At 46.5% G+C, this 22,475-nt stretch carries 10 protein-coding genes; 3 read left to right on the top strand and 7 right to left on the bottom strand.

The window, feature by feature from the left end:
* Nucleotides 1–6: 6 nt before the first annotated feature.
* Nucleotides 7–3,270, bottom strand: coding sequence for a TonB-dependent receptor (locus KUA48_RS07165; protein ID WP_153079432.1), 3,264 nt, complete (start codon nt 3,268–3,270; stop codon nt 7–9).
* 554 nt (nt 3,271–3,824) lie between these two features.
* Here KUA48_RS07165 and KUA48_RS07170 point away from each other — a divergent pair.
* Entirely contained in the window at nt 3,825–6,089 is a 2,265-nt protein-coding gene (locus KUA48_RS07170; RefSeq protein ID WP_218432193.1) for a glycoside hydrolase family 3 C-terminal domain-containing protein, read from the top strand.
* A gap of 389 nt (nt 6,090–6,478) precedes the next feature.
* Here the strand turns inward: KUA48_RS07170 and KUA48_RS07175 are convergent, their stop codons facing one another.
* Nucleotides 6,479–8,122, bottom strand: coding sequence for a DUF6377 domain-containing protein (locus tag KUA48_RS07175; RefSeq protein WP_218432194.1), 1,644 nt, complete (start codon nt 8,120–8,122; stop codon nt 6,479–6,481).
* 299 nt (nt 8,123–8,421) lie between these two features.
* Here KUA48_RS07175 and bglX point away from each other — a divergent pair, with 299 nt between their 5' ends.
* Nucleotides 8,422–10,791, top strand: a complete 2,370-nt coding sequence (gene bglX, locus KUA48_RS07180; RefSeq protein WP_218432195.1) for a beta-glucosidase BglX — start codon at nt 8,422–8,424, stop codon at nt 10,789–10,791.
* Between the two features lie 125 nt (nt 10,792–10,916).
* Here the strand turns inward: bglX and KUA48_RS07185 are convergent, their stop codons facing one another.
* From KUA48_RS07185 to KUA48_RS07205, 5 genes are all read right to left on the bottom strand, one after another.
* Nucleotides 10,917–11,792 (bottom strand): DUF4923 family protein, encoded by an 876-nt coding sequence (locus KUA48_RS07185; RefSeq protein ID WP_218432196.1) that lies wholly within the window; start codon nt 11,790–11,792, stop codon nt 10,917–10,919.
* 729 nt (nt 11,793–12,521) lie between these two features.
* Nucleotides 12,522–15,344, bottom strand: a complete 2,823-nt coding sequence (locus tag KUA48_RS07190; RefSeq protein WP_218432197.1) for a pitrilysin family protein — start codon at nt 15,342–15,344, stop codon at nt 12,522–12,524.
* Nucleotides 15,345–15,586: 242 nt separating this feature from the next.
* Complete coding sequence (locus KUA48_RS07195; protein WP_118254642.1) at nt 15,587–16,969, bottom strand: MATE family efflux transporter; 1,383 nt, start codon at nt 16,967–16,969, stop codon at nt 15,587–15,589.
* Nucleotides 16,970–17,062: 93 nt separating this feature from the next.
* On the bottom strand, nt 17,063–17,713 hold the full coding sequence (locus tag KUA48_RS07200; RefSeq protein ID WP_118254643.1) for an FKBP-type peptidyl-prolyl cis-trans isomerase: 651 nt from the start codon (nt 17,711–17,713) through the stop codon (nt 17,063–17,065).
* Nucleotides 17,714–17,731: 18 nt separating this feature from the next.
* On the bottom strand, nt 17,732–19,294 hold the full coding sequence (locus KUA48_RS07205; RefSeq protein ID WP_006848488.1) for a glycine--tRNA ligase: 1,563 nt from the start codon (nt 19,292–19,294) through the stop codon (nt 17,732–17,734).
* 105 nt (nt 19,295–19,399) lie between these two features.
* On the opposite strand from KUA48_RS07205, the gene KUA48_RS07210 reads away from it, so the two are divergent.
* Nucleotides 19,400–22,261 (top strand): DNA gyrase/topoisomerase IV subunit A, encoded by a 2,862-nt coding sequence (locus KUA48_RS07210; RefSeq protein WP_256624412.1) that lies wholly within the window; start codon nt 19,400–19,402, stop codon nt 22,259–22,261.
* Nucleotides 22,262–22,475: the final 214 nt, after the last annotated feature.

Here is a 22,475-nt window from a genome sequence, read left to right on the forward strand (position 1 = left end):
CTTATTTTAGAATGAAAGGTTTACGCCGATGGTGTAGGTGCGAGCCTGTGGATATACACCATAGTCTACACCGAGAGAAGTACCACCTGATGAGATTTCAGGGTCGAAGCCCCAATACTTGGTCCAGGTAATCAGGTTCTCTGCCATCACGTAGAAACGCAAGTGACTGATAGACAACTTCTGTGTAAGCTGCTTTGGCAAGGTATAACCCAGTGAGAGGTTCTTTACACGGAGGTAAGAGCCATCGCAGATATAGAGGTCTGAAACCTGCCAGTTGGTAGCATCACCGTTCTTCAGAATAGGATACTTGTTGCTGGTACCCTCGCCCGTCCATCTGTCGAGCATCCAAGAAGGGAAGTTGCCAGAGAATACGTCTGTACGATAGGTAGCATCAAACACCTTATTGCCTGTTACACCCTGCAGGAAGAGGTTGAGGTCGAAGCCTTTCCACTCTGCATTGAGGTTGAAACCGAAGGTCCATTTTGGTGTACCGTTACCGATATTGGTGCGGTCGTCCGGACTGATTGCTCCATCTCCATCTACGTCTACGAAGCGTACATCACCCGGCTTGGCATTTGGCATAATCATCTCGCCGTCCTTGTTGACATAAGCCTGAACCTCTGCCATATTTTGGAAGACTCCGGCTGTTTTGTAACCATAGAAGTAAGGGAATGGCTGGCCGTTGCTACCGCGTGTACCACCGCCAAAGATGCCCTGGAAGGTGTCCAAATCTATGAAACCAGTATCATTACCCAAATTGGTCAGTTCGTTGTGCAGATAGGTAACATTTGCCTTTGCATGGAAGCGGGCATCTGATACATTCCACTTATAGCCGAGTTCGAATTCAAGACCCGAGTTCTTCATATCACCCACATTGCCGATAGGTTTTGTCTCGCCTACATAGCTAGGAATTGGCATCGTAATCAGCATTCCGTTGGTCTTCTTCACATAGTAATCGGCACTGAAGGTCAATGCACTGCCGAAGAATCCGAAGTCGAAACCGATATCAGTCTGCTCACTCTCCTCCCACTTCAAGTCTGGATTGGCTGTTGCATTCGCCTTAGAACCATTAAACTTGATGGCATCCTTACCGAAGAGCACGTTGTTGCCCATGGCTGTCAATACGGTATAGCGGAAGTCTCCGATATTATCATTACCATTCTTACCCCAGCTGGCACGGAACTTGAGGTTGCTCAACCAGTTGCGGGTGCCCTCCATAAACTTCTCGTTCATGATGTTCCAACCAACAGAAGCTGATGGGAAGGTACCATATTTATGAGATGGTCCGAAACGGCTTGAGCCATCTCGACGGATTGTAGCCTGGAGCATATATTTCTCATCGTAATTGTAGCTCAAACGGCCAAAGAGTGAAGAGATGGCATGTACCACGTTGTTACCGCCCGATACGCTATGCTGAATCTGAGGCGCACCTACAGAGATGATCTTTCCGTCAGCATCCTTCACGATGGTCTGCTCGTAGTTGCCGGTAGCATAGTCGATAGAAGGCTTGTTTACATTCACAAGATTCCAACGGCTACCATTCAGATAGTCGCTCTTGTTCTTCATCGCACTCTGGCCCAGCACTACAGCAAAGCTATGTTTGCCGATGGTCTTGTCATAGGTCAGGGTATTCTCCACCTGCCAGTTGATGCCCTTGTCCGAACTCTTATAGGCCTCAGTATGCTCTCGTTTATTATTGCCAGAGAGATAGTATTTGGAAGCCACATAACTGTCTGTTCCCCAGAAGCTGAGGTCGGCACTGTAAGTGAAGTGATACTTCAGATTATCCCACAATTGCAGGTCGATAGAGAACTTAGGCACAAACTTGTGCGACCAGTTCTTGGCAGCAGGAATGCTCAACATGGCCAGTGGGTTGTTCATCTCCTGATAGGTACCTCCCATACCAGGGATTGTATAATAATTGCCATTGGCATCACGCAGCAATTCATAGGCATTGCGCTTGCCGGTAATATTTCCTTCTGCATCGTATGTATTAGGATCCTCATAGGTATCATAATACTTCTTAACCATTGCCGGGTCTGTCACCGTAGGAGCCAATGTAGGCGCCAGATAGAGCGAACTGCCGAGGATAGAACCATAGATAGAGTTGGCATCGATACCAGTACTCTTGACACGTGTATAGGCCATATTGACGTTTACATCGAGCTTGTTGAGGAAGTTGCGCTCCTTCGATGCATCCATCACATTATATATATTGTTAGAGCGGAGGGAGAGGCGCTCATAGTTGCTCTGTCCGTAGTTACCGCCTACGATACCCTCCTGCTTATAATAGCCCATAGAGAGATAGTAGTTGATTTTTTCTGATGCACCACTGATAGATACCTCATGATTCTGCACTGGCGCATTGTCATTGAATACCAGGTCCTGCCAATCGGTACCAAAGCCCTTGATAGGTTTTCCGTTGCTGTCGGTCAGGTTGTAAGGATCGGCATAGATAGGAGCCTGACCGCCGTTTAAGGCACGCTCATTCTGAAGGATTGCATAATCAGTAGCGCTGGTTACATCGCGCTTCTTCCATGCGCTCTGCCAGCCGTAAGAGAAATTGTAGTTGATCTGTGCCTTGCCCATCTTACCCTTCTTGGTGGTAACAAGTACTACACCATTGGCAGCACGGGCTCCATAGATAGCACCTGATGCGGCATCCTTCAACACCTCTATACTCTCAATGTCGCTTGGGTTCAAGTAATCCAAACCACCCTCGATAGGCATACCGTCCACGATATAGAGAGGATCTGAATTGTTGATAGTACCTGTACCGCGAATACGAACTTTAGGAGATGCGCCAGGCTGACCCGATGAAGAGGTTACGTTGACACCGGCTGCCAGACCCTTCAATGCGTTATCAACACGCACTGGGCTCTTGCCAGCCAAATCTTCGGTGCTCACTTTGGCGATGGCAGCTGTTACCACGCTCTTCTTCTGAACACCGTAACCTACAACAACCACTTCGTCCAAAGCCTTGTCGTCTTGTTTAAGAGTAATCTTCATGTTGGCTGAAGGACGGATCTCTGCATCCTTGTAGCCAATGTAGGTAATAAGCAAGGTCTGGTTAGCATCTGCATCGATGACGAAGTTACCATCAAGGTCGGTAATTGCACCGGCTCCCTTGACGCCTTTTACCTGAATGGTGGCTCCGATAACGGGTTCACCCAGGTCATCCAACACGACACCCTTGAAGGTGTTTTTCTGTGCGAACGCTGACGTCGACATCAATAATGCGGTCGCCAGCAATAGACTTTTTGTTTTCATATTCGATTATTAGTTTAGAAAAATATCTGTTTGTTAGTTCACTCTATTATAATAATGTTTAAGACTGTGCGGCTGTGCATTTCCTAAAATGCGTTAAGCCGTGTTTTCGTTTGCAAATATAATATGTTTTTTTGATAAATCCTAGCACCTTCAACAGATAAGTGGAAAGAAAACTTTTCCAAAACAGTCTATACTATTAATTTTCAGACACTTACCAATTTTTAGCAACTATATGAAAGTGGATGGATTAAAATTAAGAAAATGAGGCTGGAACACCCTTAAAAAGTTACATCAGTATTTTTCAGTGTTCACACTCTGCCACTTTTCATTCGCACTACAACACATTTAATTCCCTAACTATCAGCTATTTACAAAAGTTCTATTTTTACACCCATCCACTTTTCACTTATCACCCGTCATTTTTTCATTATTTATTTAGTAATTTTGCAGATGAATGAGCATATACGCTTAAACGCACAAAAAAAAACGTGAGAAGCGTTGTGCATAACAACAACTGCAAGAATAAACAAAAACATAATAAATATTCATTACTTATGAAACAGTTCATTTTATCATGTGTCTTGTCTGTGGCAGCCATCGCTCCATCACAGGCACAGCAGGCAAACAGACAATTGCCTGTCTATCTCGACCAGACCAAGCCGGTAGAGCAGCGCATCGATGATGCCATCTCCCGCATGACGCTGGCAGAGAAGATACGCATCATCCATGCTCAGAGCAAGTTTTCATCAGCCGGTGTACCACGCTTGGGATTTCCTGACTTCTGGACGGATGACGGACCTCACGGAGTGCGTCCTGACGTATTGTGGGATGAGTGGGAACAGGCTGGCCAGACCAACGACTCCTGTGTAGCCTTCCCTGCCCTCACCTGTCTTGCCGCATCATGGAATCCGCAGATGAGCCGCATCTATGGCGAAGCATTGGGCGAAGAAGCCCTGTATCGCGGCAAGGACATGATTCTGGGTCCTGGCGTCAACATCTACCGCACGCCTCTCAACGGCCGCAACTTCGAGTATATGGGCGAAGATCCGTTCCTGGCAAGCATCATGGTAGTGCCGTATATTCAGGGATTGCAGTCTAAGGGCGTATCAGCCTGCGTAAAGCACTATTGCCTGAACAACGACGAGGAATACCGCCATCAGGTCAACGTAATTGTCAGCGACCGTGCTCTCCACGAAATCTATCTCCCTGCCTTCAAGGCGGCTGTTGAGAAGGGTAAGACATGGGGTATCATGGGAGCCTACAACCTATATAAGAATGAGCACAACTGCCACAACCAGTGGACCCTGAACAAGATTCTGAAGGGCGACTGGAAGTATGATGGTGTCGTGGTGAGCGACTGGGGCGGTGCTCACGACCTGGAGCAGTCTGTAAAGAACGGGCTGGATATGGAGTTCGGCACCTGGACAGACGGTCTTACGATGGGCGCTACCAATGCCTACGACAACTATTATCTCTCCATGCCTTACATGAAGGCCATACAGGAAGGAAAGTTCACCCAGAAGGAGCTGGACGACAAGGTGCGCCGCGTATTGCGCCTCTTCTATCGCACCACGATGAATCCGAACCGCCCTCATGGTTTCCTCTGTTCCGAGAGCCATTATGCAGCAGCCAGACAGATTGCTGAGGAAGGCATCGTATTGCTCCAGAACAGGAACAATGTGCTCCCTATCAACACCCAGAAGGCTAAGCGCGTGCTGGTAGTGGGCGAGAATGCCATCAAGATGATGACCGTAGGCGGAGGCTCTTCTTCGCTCAAGGTACAGCGCGAGATTTCGCCTCTCGATGGTCTGAAGACGCGCTTGGGCAAGGACGGCATCGAGGTAGATTATGCCCGCGGATATGTGGGCGATGTAACGGGCAACTACAATGGCGTTACAACCGGTCAGAACCTGGAAGACAAGCGCAGCGAGGCTGAACTGATAGCCGAAGCCGTAGAGAAAGCCAAGACTGCCGACTATGTCATCATGTTTGGTGGTCTGAACAAGAGCGATTTCCAGGACTGTGAGGGTCACGACCGCAAGCATTATGAGTTGCCATACCATCAGGATAAGCTGATCGAGGCTTTGGCTAAGGCAAACAGAAACTTCGTTTATGTCAACATCTCGGGCAATGCGGTAGCGATGCCTTGGAAGGCTAAGGTTGCCGGCATCGTACAGGGCTGGTTCATCGGTTCGGAGAGCGGCGAAGCCCTGGCAAGCATCCTTACAGGCGATGCCAACCCTAGCGGCAAGTTGCCGTTTACATGGGTCAACTCGCTGAAGGAAACAGGTGCTCATGCACTCAATACCTATCCGGGAACCTGGCGTCAGGAAGGTGGAGCCAGCACGAAGGGCAACATCATTGATGAGGAATATAAGGAAGGCATCTATGTAGGTTACCGCTGGACCGATAAGGAGCGCATCAAGCCTACCTTTGCATTCGGTCACGGCTTGAGCTACGCCCAGTTTGCCATCTCTAATCTGCGCAGCGACAAGATGCAGATGAAGCAGGACGGCACAATCACCTTTACCGTAAACGTAAAGAATACAGGTAAGCGTGCCGGAGCCGAGACGGTTCAGCTCTACATCCACGATGTCAAGTCATCAGTAGACCGCCCTCAGAAGGAGCTGAAGGGATTCCAGAAGGTTTATCTCCAGCCAGGTGAGAGCAAGGATATCAGCATCACCATCAGCAAAGAGGCCCTCAGTTTCTACGATGAGGCATCTTCATCCTGGAAGGCTGAAGCCGGAAAGTTTGAGGCTCTTGTTGGTAATGCAGCCGATAACCTGAAGCTCAAGAAAGCCTTCGAGCTCTTTTAAAAAGAATGATTCGATTCTGAGAAATTGAACGGAGGGAAGAAATAAATATAACGCATAAAAGTTTGTTACGGTGAAACGCCGTAACAAACTTTTATTGTATTCCCATGCTTTTCATCCTATCGACAAACTCGTAGAAACGGGGATTTTCAAAAATATCAATATCTTGATTATCATACGATTAACCCACTTGACGTTTAAAACACAACGTCAAACTATTATGCGATTTCTATCGCCTATCATCCATCACAAAGTTCGCAGAAACAGGGATACACAAACATCAATATTTTGATTATCAGATGACTACCCATGCACCCTAAAACAGGGTGCATGGGTATCTGTAGCATTTACTCCTGAATTTTCGCAAGTTTTCGCCATACGCCCAGAAAGGCTTATTTCATGCCAATCTGCTTCACACGCTGCTCGAACTCTTCCCTGTCACAGATGGCACTATTCTTGATTTTGGCGCGATAATTATAGATAGTGTTCACAGAATAGTGAAGGAACTCGGCAATCTTAGAACTGTCCTCGATGCCCAGACGGATAAGGGCAAAGATACGGAGGGTGGTAGAAAGACGGCTGTCATCTTCGAGCAAGATACGCTCTTCAGGCTTCAAGAGGGCATTGAACTCCTCAACAAAGTCAGGGAAGAGCTTCAGGAAGGCGGAATCGAAATACTCATACAGCTCGCCCATGTAGGCCTCGCCAGCCTGCATCTGCTCCAACAACTTGTTGAGTTCTCTTGCCTTCACCAGTTTCACTACTCGCTTGCGCATGGTCTCTATCTTGTCGACATAGATGGCACAAAGGCGCAGGAATCGACCAATATATACTTCCTTCATCTTGTTACTCTCGCTGAGTGACTGGTTCATCTCGTTAAGACGCTCATTTGCCAACTGCAAGGCATGGTTGGTTTCCTTCAGCTTATGATGGGCCGCAGCAATGCGCTTGCGCTGCTTGTTGACATAGTAGAGCAAGAGCATAACCACAAAGAGAAGCAGGACAGAAAACGCTACCATGAGCCGCAGATGCTGGTTGCTCGAAGAAAGTTCTTTCTGATATCCCTCCTCAATCTGCGTGAGCACAGGCATGATCTGGCGGCTGCGGATAGGCGTATTGAAAACGGTAGCCGACTTCCAGGCAAACTTGATATACTCGTGAGAGCGCTTCTGCTCGCCCGGTTCGGCATTGAGCAGATTGGCGAGTTCCCAGAGCGACCCCTGGTCCATCACAGCCAACTGGACATCGCAGATAGCAGAACGCAAGAGGCAGCTGAGAAACTGCTCTTCATCGCCAAACTGATTGTAGGTCAAGCCGCGATAAAACTGTACAATGGCATACTGATGGGTGCCCGGTTTCGTCATCGCCAGCCGCTTATCGCTCAATCGCAAAGCCTCCTTCATATTGCCTGCATCGCGTGCCCTCACCTCCTGCATCTGCAGATAAAGGTCATCATCATGGCTGAATGTGCTGTCTATTGCAGCCTGATAGGCATTACGCTTGCCGGCATAATATTTCTTCAAGGAAGGAACGTTGGAATAATATGCCATCTCGCCATACAGGTGCTGGCAAGCCCAGAGGTAGTTGCGTTTGCCCTCAGCATCAAGATCAGCGATATTGACAGACTTCAGCAGGTCGTACGATTCGGCATAATCGCCCGTGGTAGATTCCTGGAAAGCAAGCAGCGCCTTGGCATTTCCCACCTTCTTTTTATCGCCCATTCTGAAGGCAAGTTCCATACACTGGTTGATGTATTTCAGCGCCATGTCGTTCTTGTAGGAGCGGTATTCCTCAAAGAGCGCAAAACAGGCATCATACTTACTGCTTAGGCGCCTGGCGGTCTTCAGTTTCTGCTCCCAATCGCGAATTCGGGCTTCACGTACCTTCACATAATCAGCCGAATGGGCAATGGCGTTGTCCAGACTCTGAAAAAGCTGCTCTATATTATCTGTTGTTTTTGCTGCAAGAGAAAGAGGCATCAAGACAAAGAGCAGGAAGAAGAATGCCTTTCCCCATAATTCATTTACGCGATACATCAACTTGATTCCGTTTAAGATTGATTTATTTTCATGAGGTTTCACGTGCAAAAGTAATAAAAAAATCGGAAACGACAAATCAAATATAGAAGAAATGTAGATTTCTTCGCATTTTTCACCTATGCCGTATCCACTTTTTATATATTCTACATTTTTCTTATCCATCTCATTATCAGACACATTTATATCTAAAAAAGAAAAGTTCATCCACATTTTAACATTTCTATCGCGCATCGTATCATCTTTTTTATTATCTTTGCAAAAGATAAACATAAAAATAACAATTAACATAATAAACAATGAGAACAGCACTTTTATCACTCACATTTCTTTTGGCTGGTTCTATGGCAGCACCTGCTTTCGCCCATACCGCAGCCCCTAAGAAAAAAGTAACTGCCACAACCAAGAAAGGCAAGATTCTACCCATGAAGGAGTATATCGACCAACTGATGGCGAAGATGACGCTACAGGAGAAGATTGGTCAGCTGAACCTGATGGTAGCTGGCGACATCACCACCGGCGGCGCACTTGATACTCAGGTAGGCAGCGATATCGCCCAGGGCAACATGGGTGGAGTTTTCAATATCAAAGGGCTCAACAAGATCAAAGCTCTGCAGGAAATCGCCATCAAGAACAGCCGTCTGGGCATTCCGCTGCTCGTAGGTATGGACGTGATTCATGGTTACGAAACGATGTTCCCTATCCCTCTCGCCCTCTCCTGCTCATGGGATACCGAGGCGATGAAGAAGGTAGGCGAAGTATCAGCCAAGGAAGCAAGTGCCGACGGCATCAACTGGACTTTCTCTCCTATGGTAGACATTGCGCTCGATGCCCGCTGGGGACGAATAAGCGAAGGAAATGGAGAGGATCCTTATCTGAGCGGCGTGATGGGAGCAGCGATGACTCAGGGCTACCAGGGCGTGGATATGCGCACAGAAGAGATTCTGAGAGCCAACCGCATCATGGCCTGTCTGAAGCATTTTGCACTGTACGGAGGCGTTGAGAGCGGTAAGGAATATAACACGGTAGATATGAGCCGCGTGCGCATGATGAACCAGTATCTGCCACCTTACGAGGCAGTGGTGAAGGCTGGCGTAGGCAGCGTGATGTCTTCATTCAATCTCATCGACTACATACCTGCTACAGCCAACAAATGGATGATGACCAATGTCTTGAGAAAACAGTGGGGATTCAACGGTTTCGTAGTTACCGATTACGCTTCTATCGCCGAGATTCTGCAGCACGGAACGGCAAAAGACATCCAGGAGGCTTCAGAACAGGCACTGAAGGCGGGTACCGATATGGATATGTGTTCCAACGCCTTCGTAAAGCATCTGGCTAAGAGCATAGCAGAAGGAAAGGTGAGCGAGGAGGATGTGAACATCGCCTGTCGCCGCATTCTGGAAGCGAAATATAAACTGGGCTTGTTCAGCGACCCTTACCGCTACTGCAACACCAAGCGCAGCAAGAGCGAGATTTACACCGCAGAGAACCGTCAGGCAGCCCGCGATGTAGCAGCAGAGACCTTCGTGCTTCTGAAGAACGAAGGCAATATCCTGCCACTGAAGAAGGAAGGAAAGATAGCCCTGATAGGTCCGCTTGCCGACACCCGAAACAACATAGCCGGTACATGGAGCGTGGCACAGGTACCATCTAAATATACCACCATCAAGGAGGCAATGGAGCATGCACTTGCCGGAAAAGCCACCTTATTATATGCCCAGGGAAGCAATATCTGGCGCAATCAGGAACTGCAGCAAAACGGCGAATGCGGCAAGCCAATCAACTGGGGCAACGAGGCTGAGATGAAGGCTGAAGCGCTGAAGATTGCGAAAGAGGCCGACGTGATAGTATGTGCTATGGGCGAAAGTGCCGAGATGAGCGGCGAATGCGGTAGCCGTACCAACTTGGAGATGCCGGACGTACAGCGCGAACTGCTTGCCGAACTCCTGAAGACGGGCAAGCCTGTAGTGCTCCTCAACTTTGCAGGCCGTCCTACGGTTCTTACTTGGGAGAAAGCCCATGTACCAGCCATCATGAATGTATGGTTTGGAGGTTCAGAGATGGGCGATGCACTCTGCGATGTCATCTTTGGCGACAAATCGCCATCGGGTAAGCTCACCACTTCGATGCCTAAGACTACCGGTCAGGAGCCTCTCTACTACAACCATCAGAACACCGGCCGCCCTGTAGCAGACGATAATGAGAAGTTTGCCAAGTTTGCCAGCAACTGTCTAGATGTAAGCAATGGTCCGCTCTATCCTTTCGGTTACGGCTTGAGCTATACCTACTTTTCATACAGCAACTTCCGCCTGAGCAGCCAGGAGGCCGGCATCAGCAATGAGGAGGCTACCGAATGGCAGGATAGCAAGAAGATTACAGCTAGCGTCACCGTTAAGAACAATGGCTCCCGCGATGCCGACGAGATTGTGCAGCTCTACATCCGTGACATGGTAGCCAGCATCTCCCGTCCTGTAAAGGAACTGAAAGGTTTCCAGCGCATCCATCTGGCAGTAGGTGAAAGCAAGGAGGTAAGTTTTGATATCACCCCAGATATGCTCAAGTTCTACAACGCAGATTTGAAGCACGTGATAGAACCTGGCGACTTCCAGATTATGATAGGAACCAACAGCAAGGATGTTAAGACAATGAAACTGAGCGTGAAATAAACAAGAAAAATCGCCCTGTAAAGAGCAAAGCATAGCTTGAAAGATGCTTTACTTCTTACAGGGCGATTATCATCTACTGAGCCCACTCCAACAGAAGGCTCAGTAATGGATTCTATCCTTCAGGATTACTTAGTCATCTCGAAACCTACACGCATACCATCGTAATTATTGGCGATAGTACCGAGAGCGCTGAGCGTAGAATTACCCTTGAGGGAACCGATGGTCTTGATGAGGTTGAGCAACTTCTTCTGGTCGAAGAGCAGGCTGATGCCATTGGCAGTCTTCGTAGCATAACCCGACATACTCAAGATTAATCCCTTCATCTGAATGGCGTGAGTCTTCTCATCAAAAGTATAATTACCCTGCCATGACTTGCCATCAATCTTGGCAGCGAAAGTTCCATCAGTTTTGAAGGTGAAATAGGTGTTTGAACTACTGAAGCCAAACTTGCTGTAATACTCACTCAACTTCTCCTCTACCTTGTTGGCAGCAATCTCACCGCCAGCCTGTGCCAGGAGATTCTCAGAGGTAAAGGCGCATCCCGGCTTGCTGTACTTCCAGGTATGGGCACAGAGATCCTGCTTACTGAAGGTACCTGAACCGATTACATTATTCAGAATGCCATTGATAATACTGCTACCTGCAGAACTGCTGCTGTTAGAGTTTCCGCCCAGTACAGCACCCAAGATACCTGCAACGGCTGAGCCTGCATTGCTGGTTGCACTGGTAGAAGCGACGGCATTGCTGGTTGTTGCAGCAGTTGTTGTTGCAGAAATTGTAGTTGCTGCTGTAGTGCTAGATGCTGCAGAAGTTGTTTTCTTTGTAGAAGTCTTCTTGGTCGTAGTCTTCTTAGAAGTCTTCTTTGTTGTCTTCTTAGCCGTTTTCTTAACCGGCATCATCTCAGACATTGAGGCATTGAGCGCTGCCTCGTTCATAGCGCTTGCGTTGCTGCCAGCTGTGCATGCGAGCACGAGGGCAGCCAAAAGAAATACCTTTTTCATTGCTTTCTATATATTTATTTTATCACTCTTATTTATATATACCCAATACTTCCTATTGTTCTTTCGGGTGCAAAGTTCGCAAAAAAAATCGGGAATATGATAAGAAAAATCCCTATTTCGCGTATGAATCTCCCTAAAAACTCATCATTTCTACTCTTTTTACGTTATTATAGACGATTGCGATGACAATTCGTTTAAAAGATAATGAAAAAAATCGTTCAGGAAATACCAATTATCATTCCAGGGGGGGGAACTGTTCAAACGATTGCACATTTTTTTGACATAAATCAAAAAATAACGAATAAAACACGTATTTTCATGCATTTTGTACCTAGAAATAGGTAGAAAACCCCTATCTTTGCAAGCGGTTAACAAATATCAATAGGTTATGAATGATTTAATTAAGGTAAATTCAGAAAATCAGAATCAGGCTATCGATAGATGCCAACAGATTCTTCAGGATCGCCGCGAGGCTCTTGCCTCTAAGGCAAAGAGAAGAGGTTAATACTCTTCGGAAACATGACGTAAAGGAGGGAAGATGATGCTCTTATACAATATAAAGACGCATCCTTTCTTTTTAAAGAGAGATTTTCGAAACGACTCTTAAATGATGAGTTTCAAAAATTTTGGGAAAAGAAAAAAACGTAAAAATCCCGTTGTCAGCCATCTGGCTTGTACAACGGGATTTTTTCGTTTATTATTCAAGTTTATTATATCAAGTCCGAGATTTTACTTCTCGTTCTTCACTGCCTTCATGATGATCTCGAAGTGATTACCACTCTTCAAGATGACATTCTTCAGGAAGTCTGAAATCTCAGATGCCTTCAGATTCTTCACCATCTCCTTGTAATCGCTATGAGTATCAACACCCATACGCTCGTATGTGCTCAACGCACCAAGCCAATAAACATTGGTTTTTTCGCTAACAGCAGCCTGCTTCAGGAGAATCTCCTTCACCTTCAGAAGGTCTTCTGCATTTGGCTGGGCTACGGTCTCTTCCATACCCTTGAAGAAGTAAGGAATAGCGATATCTGACTTCTCTGGGTTCAACTGAGCCACGGCTGAAATAGAGATGGCAGCCTTGTTATCATAATCGCGAAGCAAACCATAGTTTGCACCTGCATGATAAGCAGCGCTGAGTTCCTCACGGATAGTACGCAAATACTTCATCTCCAAAAGGCGGGCTGAAACATCAGCAAGAACCATATACTGCAAGGTGAATGGAGCCTTGGTATACCAGATCTCTGTTGCCTGGTTCTGTGGATTCTCCATTGCCTTGGTAAAGACATTGCTTACCTTACCCTTAGCATAAGGAATCTGCTTGTTCTTCAGCTTGAAGCCATTGTTTGGCAGACTGGCAATATATTGCTCGATGAGTGGGAGGAGAGTCTTCTCATCATAGTTACCTACGAAATAGAAGGTGAAGTCCTTGGCATTGCCGTAGAACTGCTTACCAATCTCCAGGATACGGTCGTAGTTGATATCCTTTATATCGCTTGCCTCTGGCACACGGGCAAGTTTGCTACCCAAATAGAGGGTGCTCTGAACAGAATCCTGATATACGAGGCTTGGATTGTTGCTCTTGTTGGCAAGAACAGTAGCCATCATGCTCTTCATATTGTCGAAGCTCTTCTGGTCCTTGCTTACTGCGGTCATCTTGAGATAGATGAGCTGCATCAGGGTTTCGATGTCCTTAGGAGTAGAATTACCCTTCAAACCATGATTGAAAGGACTCAAGCTGAACGAAACGCCAACCTGCTTACCTGCCAAAGCCTTATCAAGATCATTGCTTGAGAAATCGCCAAGACCACTAGCATCGAGCACATCTGCTGCAAATGCAGCATTCAGGAAGTCTTCCTTGCCGAAAGTAGAATAGCCCACATTGGCTGAAGCTGCGAAAGCAATCTCATTGTCCTTGAAATCGGTCTTCTTCAATACCACCTTAGCGCCATTAGAAAGAGTCAACTCCTTGAAGCCCAACTTCTTGTTCTCAACAGTCTTCTTAATCTTACCAGCCTTAGGAGCCTGAGCGATGAGAGGTTCCTGCTTAACATTATCCACATAAGCCTCGAGCTTCTCAGCACGTACCTGCTTTACGATGGCAGAAAGTTCCTGCTCGGTAGGATAAACGGCACCAGCCTGCTCGCGCATCATAACCAATGATACAAGGTTAGTATCGCTCTGGCAAACCAACTGCTTGGCATAGCTGTTGATAACCTCAAGAGGCAAGTTTGGAACTACCATCTTCCAAATCTGGCTCTCCTCTTCTACTGACGGAATAGGCTCGTTAGAAATGAAGTTATCCACATACTGGGTGGTAAACTGCTCGTTCTTCATCTTATCCTTGTTGGCAAGAGCCTTGTCAACCTGGCTCATGAATTCATCCTTGGCACGCTGATACTCTGTAGCTGTGAAACCGAACTCGTGCATACGCTGTGCCTCGCGGAGAACAGCAGCATAAGCCTCCTTAATCTTTCCTGGCTTAGCTACACCGGTAAGGGTGAAAGCATCCTTTGTGCTTGAAATCAGGTATGAACCATCACCGGCATTTGCCTGGAGATATGGACAGTCTGGCTCCAATGCCTTCTCTGCATAACGGGCAGCAATCATAGAAGAAATCACGTTATCCATGTATCCCTTCAGGAGATAGCTCATATTGCCCTTCAGAGAATCTGGCACAGCATTGTGCTTCATATAAATCTGGAAGAGATCAACCTGCTGCTCCTTATCCTTGTCGATAACATAGATGGCTGAATCATTATCAGATACTTCTACCTTCTCTATCTTAGCGGCATTCTTAGGTACCTTGATACCTGAGAAGAGTTCCTTAATCTTAGCTTCGATATGATTTACATCTACATCACCCACGATGATAATAGCCTGATTGTCTGGGCGATACCATTTGCGGTAGTAAGCACGGAGAGTTTCTGGCTTACAGCCATCGATAACGCTCATCAAACCGATAGGGAAACGGTAGCCATACTTTTCGCCCTGATAGAGCTTAGGAAGTGAACGCTCTATCATGCGCTGCTGACCTACAATGCGCATACGGTACTCATTGTGCACCACATCACGCTCGCTCTCGATAGCATCTTCAGTAAGACTGATACCATTACTCCAGTCCTTGAGGATAAGCATACAGGAGTCTACGGCTGTAGTACGGGTAGTAGGAACATCTGTGAAGTAATAAACAGTCTTCTCTACTGCTGTATAGGCGTTGAGATTACGGCCATACTGTACACCGATGCTCTGCAGATAGTCCTGCAGAGAGTTGCCCTTGAAATGGTCGGTACCATTGAAGGCAAGGTGCTCCAAGAGGTGAGCCAAACCGCGCTGGTCATCATTCTCATTGATAGAACCCACTTTCTGAGCGATGTAGAAACTGGCCACATTCTCAGGATAACTGTTGTGACGAATGTAGTAAGTCAATCCATTATCAAGACGACCTATCTTCACATTCTTGTCTACCGGAATAGCTGGCATCTGCTGTGCCATCGCTGTACCTGCAGAAAGGAACAGCACAACTGCTGCAAAAATCTTTCTTAGTTTCATCTGATTTTAATTATTTATGTATTTATTGTTTTCTATATCATTCTTTCTTTATACCTTATTATATATATATATCATGCTACTTAACAAGTTCACCTATATATAACGACAAAACCAGCAACATGGTTACTGTCTGCGATGCAAAATTAAGAAAAATAAAAAAGATTTGCAAACATTTTAGAGAATATCTTCGCGATGTATGCAAATCTTAACCTAAAACTAACATTGGAGGCAGAAAACCAATCCTAACCTACATGAAAACTCTTCATCCATGAACCTCTGAAGAGGCGGATAAGGAAGAGGATTCCCCTGAATGTGAGTTCGATAGCCATCGCTATCCATACTCCCTCCAAGCCATAGCTCTTGGAAAGAGCATAAGCCAGAGTGAGGCGCACCAGCCACATGGTACCGAGATTGATCATCGCCGGTTTTCTGGTATCGCCCGCTCCTACACAAACACAATAGGTCACGATGCTAGCTGCAAAGAATGGTTCAGCAAAAGCCTCGATACGCAAACAGATGGTCCCCATCTCACGGATACTTTCTACCGGAGAAAGAACGCCAATCATCTCAGGAGCAAAGACATACATCACCACTCCCATCACAGCCATTACAGCCATTCCAAGTCCTACTGTCATATAAGCAAAATTCTTGCACAAACCTACTCGCCCTGCTCCATGCGTCTGTCCCACCAGAGTAGTAGCCGCATCACCAATACCATAGCCCGGCATATAGCAAAGACTCTCTGCCGTAATAGCAAAAGAATGGGAAGCAATGGCTATATTGCCAAGAGGTGCCACAATCATGGTACTCACTATCTGCGCCCCGCTCATCAATATGTTCTGTATGGCTATCGGAATGCTGATTTTACAGGCATTATGAACATACGACCTGACCCAACGGAAACGGACATGGTCCTGACGGAGATTCAGTATCTTATTCTTGAAACCTGCAAGATAAAGATTAGGCAGAGAGATGCAGACATAAGCCATCGCCGTTCCTAAGGCAGCCCCCACAACACCCAACTTCAGGATATAGATAAACAGGTAATTGAATATCACATCGCAGATGCAGATCAATACTGCCATCACACTAGGCGTATGCATATTGCCCGCAGATTTCAGCATCATTTCGGATATATGATAAAGGAAAACGAATGGAAGTACCAGACCATATATCAGAAAATAGCGAGAGGAATTGGTGGCAATATCGGCACCTCCACCCAGCCAATAAGGCAGATAAGCATGAATGCCGACACAGAGAAGAGAAACAAAAATGCTGAACGCCACACCGCAAATCAGCGCATGACGAAACACCTGACGGGCATTTGCAAAATCATTAGCTCCGATAAAATGAGCTACCTGTACAGAAAAGCCAGTAGCAGCTGCACTGAGCAAGCTACCTATAAGCCAGGTAGTTGACTCAATCAATCCGATACTGGCAGAAGCCTCTGCTCCCAGATGCCCCACCATAGAAGCATCAATGAAGAACATCATCACCGTAGAAATCTGAGCCAGCATAGAAGGTATACTCAACCCTACAATAAGATTGAGTTTCTCGCGCCGATCCATCTCCCTACCCAGGCGAATCGACTCCATCAAATAATCTGTCTTCTTGCTATAAAGCATAAATTAATTTCTCGTATATCGCTCATACAAAAAAATATGTGCATATATCATTTCAAACATATGCACATACTTTTCTCTAAATCTTTATTCTTATTATTTAGTAATCCACTTCTTGCCAGAAGCTCTCTTATAACTCTTGAGCACCATCTCAAAACGGAGCATTGAATAGCCTTGGATTGAAGAATTACCGCTCTCACCATAAGCCAGCTGGTATGGAATGAACACCTGCCAATGGTCGCCCGGATGCATCTTGAGCAATGCGGTGGTAAAGCCATCGATAAATCCACCGGCCACACTACGGATAGGATTAGCTGTAGCAGCATCAAAAGTACCCGTAAAACTCTGGTCGAAGACGTAACCTTCCTTATAATTATCAGTAGGAATGAAACGGCCACGATAGCTCACCTGTACCGAATCGGTAAGGATAGGAGAAGTTGTACCCTCTCCCTTCTTCAGAACATGAACGATGATATTATCGCAATCCTTATAAGGAAGGGTCACTAAATTACCATTCTGATCTTTGTTCGTCGGAGTCTGGTTTTCGAACGTCCAGTTCTTATAAACGTACCAGCCGTTAGCTTCACCCATCTTTCTGGCATAAGCCAATGTATCGGCAAAAGCCTGCTCGTTACGCTCCTGCCAATTGGCATATTCCGAGACATTATCATCATCTTCGCTACATGATGACAGTGTGATCACTGCCATCATGAGGAAGAAGAAATATTTCAAACTCTTAAGATTCATCTAGATATATTTGATTAATTAGAAGTTCTTGATTTCCTTGCCAAGCTTCTTCAATACGCTAGTGATGCTTACGCGCTCCTCGATGATGCTGCGAAGATCAGAGATAGCTACGCGCTCCTGCTCCATGGTATCACGATAACGCAGAGTTACCTTATGGTCGTTTGGAGTCTCGTGGTCTACGGTGATACAGAATGGAGTACCGATAGCATCCTGACGGCGATAACGCTTACCGATAGAATCCTTAGGATCGCCATAGTGAGTATTGAAGTGGAACTTCAGTTCGTCAACGATTTCGTGTGCCAACTCTGGCAAACCATACTTCTTATCCAATGGGAACACAGCACACTTAACAGGTGCCAAAGCCTCTGGCAAACGCAAAACAACACGTGTCTCGCCATTCTCCAGCTTCTCCTCGCAGTAAGAGTGGCACATTACGCTGAGGAACATACGGTCTACACCGATAGATGTCTCTACATCGTAAGGTACATAGCTCTCGTTCTTCTCTGGATCGAAGTACTTGATAGAACGGCCGCTGTACTTCTCGTGCTGAGAAAGGTCAAAATTGGTACGGCTGTGGATACCCTCTACCTCCTTGAAGCCGAATGGCATCTTAAACTCGATGTCGGTAGCAGCATTGGCATAGTGAGCCAGTTTCTCGTGATCGTGATAACGGTAGTTCTCATTACCCATACCGAGAGCCTCGTGCCAAGCCAGACGAACCTTCTTCCAATATTCAAACCACTTCATCTCAGTACCAGGCTGGCAGAAGAACTGCATCTCCATCTGCTCGAACTCACGCATACGGAATACGAACTGACGGGCTACAACCTCGTTACGGAAAGCCTTACCAATCTGACAGATACCGAATGGCAACTTCATACGGCCGGTCTTCTGAACGCTCAGATAATCTACGAAGATACCCTGAGCTGTCTCAGGACGGAGATATACCTTGCTTGTAGCATCGCTGGCAGCACCCATCTGGGTAGAGAACATCAGGTTGAACTGACGGACATCAGTCCAGTTCTTGGTACCGCTGATAGGGCAGACGATACCCTCATCCTCGATAATCTGCTTCAGCATCTCCAGGTTAGGACCCTGCATAGCCTCAGTATAGCGGGCATGGAGATCATCAAACTTCTTCTGGTTCTCCAGAACGCGAGGATTAGTTGCACGGAACTGAGCCTCATCAAAGCTATCGCCGAAACGCTTCTTAGCCTTGGCAATCTCCTTGGCAATCTTCTCCTCATACTTAGCCATGTGATCCTCGATGAGCACATCGGCACGATAACGCTTCTTTGAATCGCGGTTATCAATCAATGGATCATTGAAAGCATCTACGTGTCCAGATGCCTTCCATACTGTAGGGTGCATGAAGATAGCTGCATCGAGACCAACAATGTTCTCGTGCAACAACACCATACTCTGCCACCAGTACTGTTTGATATTGTTTTTGAGCTCAACACCATTCTGACCATAGTCATAAACGGCAGCCAAGCCATCATAAATTTCACTACTTGGGAACACGAAGCCATATTCCTTGCAATGGCTTACAATTTTCTTAAAAACATCTTCCTGTGCCATGATTAAATCTTATTTTTTTCAAATTTTCGGCAAAGATACTCTTTTTTCTCGAAAAATTGTTGTATTTTTGCCATAAATTAATAAAATAAGTATTAAAAGCTATATATGAGCGACGAAATTAAAGATAAAAACGGTCTTGAAGAGGAAAAATCGCCAAATTTGGTAAATTCTTCTGCAGAATCTGAACAGGATGCTGCAGAAGATGACAACGAGGAGATTTCGACCGAGAAACATTCCGATTATAAGCCGGTGAACCGATTCGATGCTTCTGCTGTACATCACCTCAGCGGAATGTATCAGAACTGGTTCCTCGACTATGCATCGTATGTTATCCTCGAACGTGCCGTTCCTCATATTGAGGATGGTTTGAAACCGGTACAGCGACGCATCCTCCACTCTATGAAGCGCATGGACGACGGAAGATACAACAAGGTTGCCAATATCGTGGGACATACCATGCAGTTTCACCCTCACGGTGATGCGTCTATCGGAGATGCTTTGGTACAGATGGGACAGAAAGACCTGCTCATCGATACGCAGGGTAACTGGGGAAACATTCTTACGGGCGACCGTGCCGCTGCTCCCCGATATATCGAGGCACGCCTCTCTAAGTTTGCTCTCGATGTGGTTTTCAATCCTAAAACCACCGACTGGCAACTCTCTTATGATGGCAGAAACAAGGAGCCTATCACGCTCCCTGCCAAATTCCCGCTGCTCCTGGCACAAGGTGCCGAGGGTATTGCCGTGGGATTGAGCAGTAAGGTTTTGCCACATAATTTCAATGAGATTTGCGATGCTGCCGTCCACTATCTCAAGGGCGAGCCTTTCCAACTCTATCCCGACTTCCCTACAGGCGGTGCCATCGATGTAAGTAAATACAATGATGGACAGCGAGGTGGTGCATTGAAGGTAAGAGCCAAGATAGACAAGCTCGACAACAAGACACTCGTTATCAGCGAGATACCATTCAGCAAGACTACAGGCAGCCTCATCGATTCTATCACCAAAGCGGTAGAAAAGGGTAAGATTAAGGCACGCAAGGTAGATGATGTTACTTCGGCAAATGTTGAGATTCTTGTGCATCTGGCACCAGGAACCTCATCAGATAAAACGATAGATGCACTCTACGCTTTCAGCGATTGCGAAATCAACATCTCGCCCAACTGCTGTGTCATCGAAGACAACAAGCCTGTTTTCCTCACTATCAGCGATGTGTTGCGCCACAGCGTAGACCGCACTATGGGATTGCTGCGCAAGGAACTGATGATCAGAAAGGGTGAATTGGAGGAACAGCTCTTCTTCTCTTCTCTCGAACGGATTTTCATCGAAGAACGCATCTACAAGGAGCGAAAGTTTGAGCAGAGTAAGAGTCAGGATGAGGTTGTTGCCTTCATCGACTCAAAACTCGAACCATTCAAAGACAAACTCTTTACTGCCGAAGTAGACGGTAAGGGTATGGTAGAATATGCCTTCCATCGGGAAATTACCTGCGAGGACATCCTCAAACTTCTGGAAATCAAGATGCAGCGAATCCTTAAATATAATAAGGATAAGGCAGACGAACTGCTGATGAAAATTAAGGCTGAACTTGCTGAGATTGAGAACGACCTGGCTCACATGACCGATGTTACCATCAACTGGTTTGAATATCTCAAGGGCAAGTATGGAAAGAACCATCCTCGCAAAACAGAAATCAGAAACTTCGATACCATTGAGGTGACTAAGGTGGTAGAGGCTAACCAGAAGCTCTACATCAACCGTCAGGAAGGATTCGTTGGTACAGGGTTGAAGAAGGATGAATTCGTATGCAACTGCTCCGACCTCGATGACATCATCATCTTTTATAAGGATGGTAAGTTTAAAGTCACCAAGGTAGCCGACAAAATATTCGTTGGCAAGAATATCCTCCATGTACAGGTATTCAAGAAGAACGACAAGCGCACCATCTACAACTGTGTTTACCGCGACGGCAAACAAGGCGATTACTTCATCAAGCGATTCAATGTAACCGCCATGACCCGCGACAAGTTGTATGACATCACTCAGGGCACAGCTGGCAGCCGCGTCATCTATTTCACCGCCAATCCGAATGGAGAGGCAGAAATCATCAAGTGTACGATGGAGCCCGACCTGACGAAGAAGCGCCAAAGCATCTTCCTGGAGAAGGATTTCTCAGACATTCTGATCAAGGGACGTGCAGCCAAAGGTAATCTCCTTACCAAGCGCACCATTCGCCGCATCGGTCTGAAGAGTCACGGCCACAGCACGTTAGGAGGCAGAAAGGTTTGGTTCGACCCAGACGTAAACCGCATCAACTACGATGAGAACGGCCGCTTCCTGGGCGAATTCAATGATGATGAATTTATCTTGGTAGTACTCGACAACGGTGAATTCTACATCACCAATTTCGATGTCAACAACCACTACGAGGACAACATCATCCGCTTAGAGAAATGGGATGAACATAAGATATGGACAGCAATTCTCTACGATGCCGACAATCAGGGATATCCATACATCAAGCGATTCACGATGGATGCCACCAAGCGCCATCAGAATTTCATGGGAGAAAACCCTAACTGCAAGCTCATCTTGCTTACCGATACGGTTTATCCACGCATCAAGGTTACTTATGGCGGTGTGGATACCATCCGTCCTGCCGAAGAAATCGATGCCGAGCAGTTCATTGCGCAGAAGAGTTTCAAGGCAAAGGGTAAGCGCCTCACGACATGGAAGATTGAAAGTATCGAGGAACTGGAACCAACCCGATTCCCAGAACCTCCTTCTGAGGATAATGATGAGGAACCGGATGGTTCTGACTCAGAGAATGAAGGTGAAAACCTTGATCCAGATGCTGGCAAAAGCGAGCAACAGGTGATTGACGAACTGACTGGTCAGACCAACCTCTTCTCAGAAAAAGATTTCGAAGAAGACCAGAAGGATAAAGACTGGTTATCGAAGCAATAAAAAGCGCTAAGAAAGCGAAAAAGAAAGCGCAAGGAAAGCACCCATCATAAAAAAGGAGCTTAAGCCCAAAAAGCTTAAGCCCTTTTTTTTATTATCTAGCCATTTGCATTTCGCGCTTTAGCGTTTTGCGTTCAGCAAAAAAGAAGCCAGTCCCCCTCCTGCCCCCGTTCCAGGCGATTCCATCGCCTGTCCCCCAGCAGTCAGTAGCCTTCAT

Origin of the sequence: Segatella copri (genome assembly GCF_019249795.2) — a bacterium.
In the GTDB taxonomy this organism is placed as follows: domain Bacteria; phylum Bacteroidota; class Bacteroidia; order Bacteroidales; family Bacteroidaceae; genus Prevotella; species Prevotella copri_B.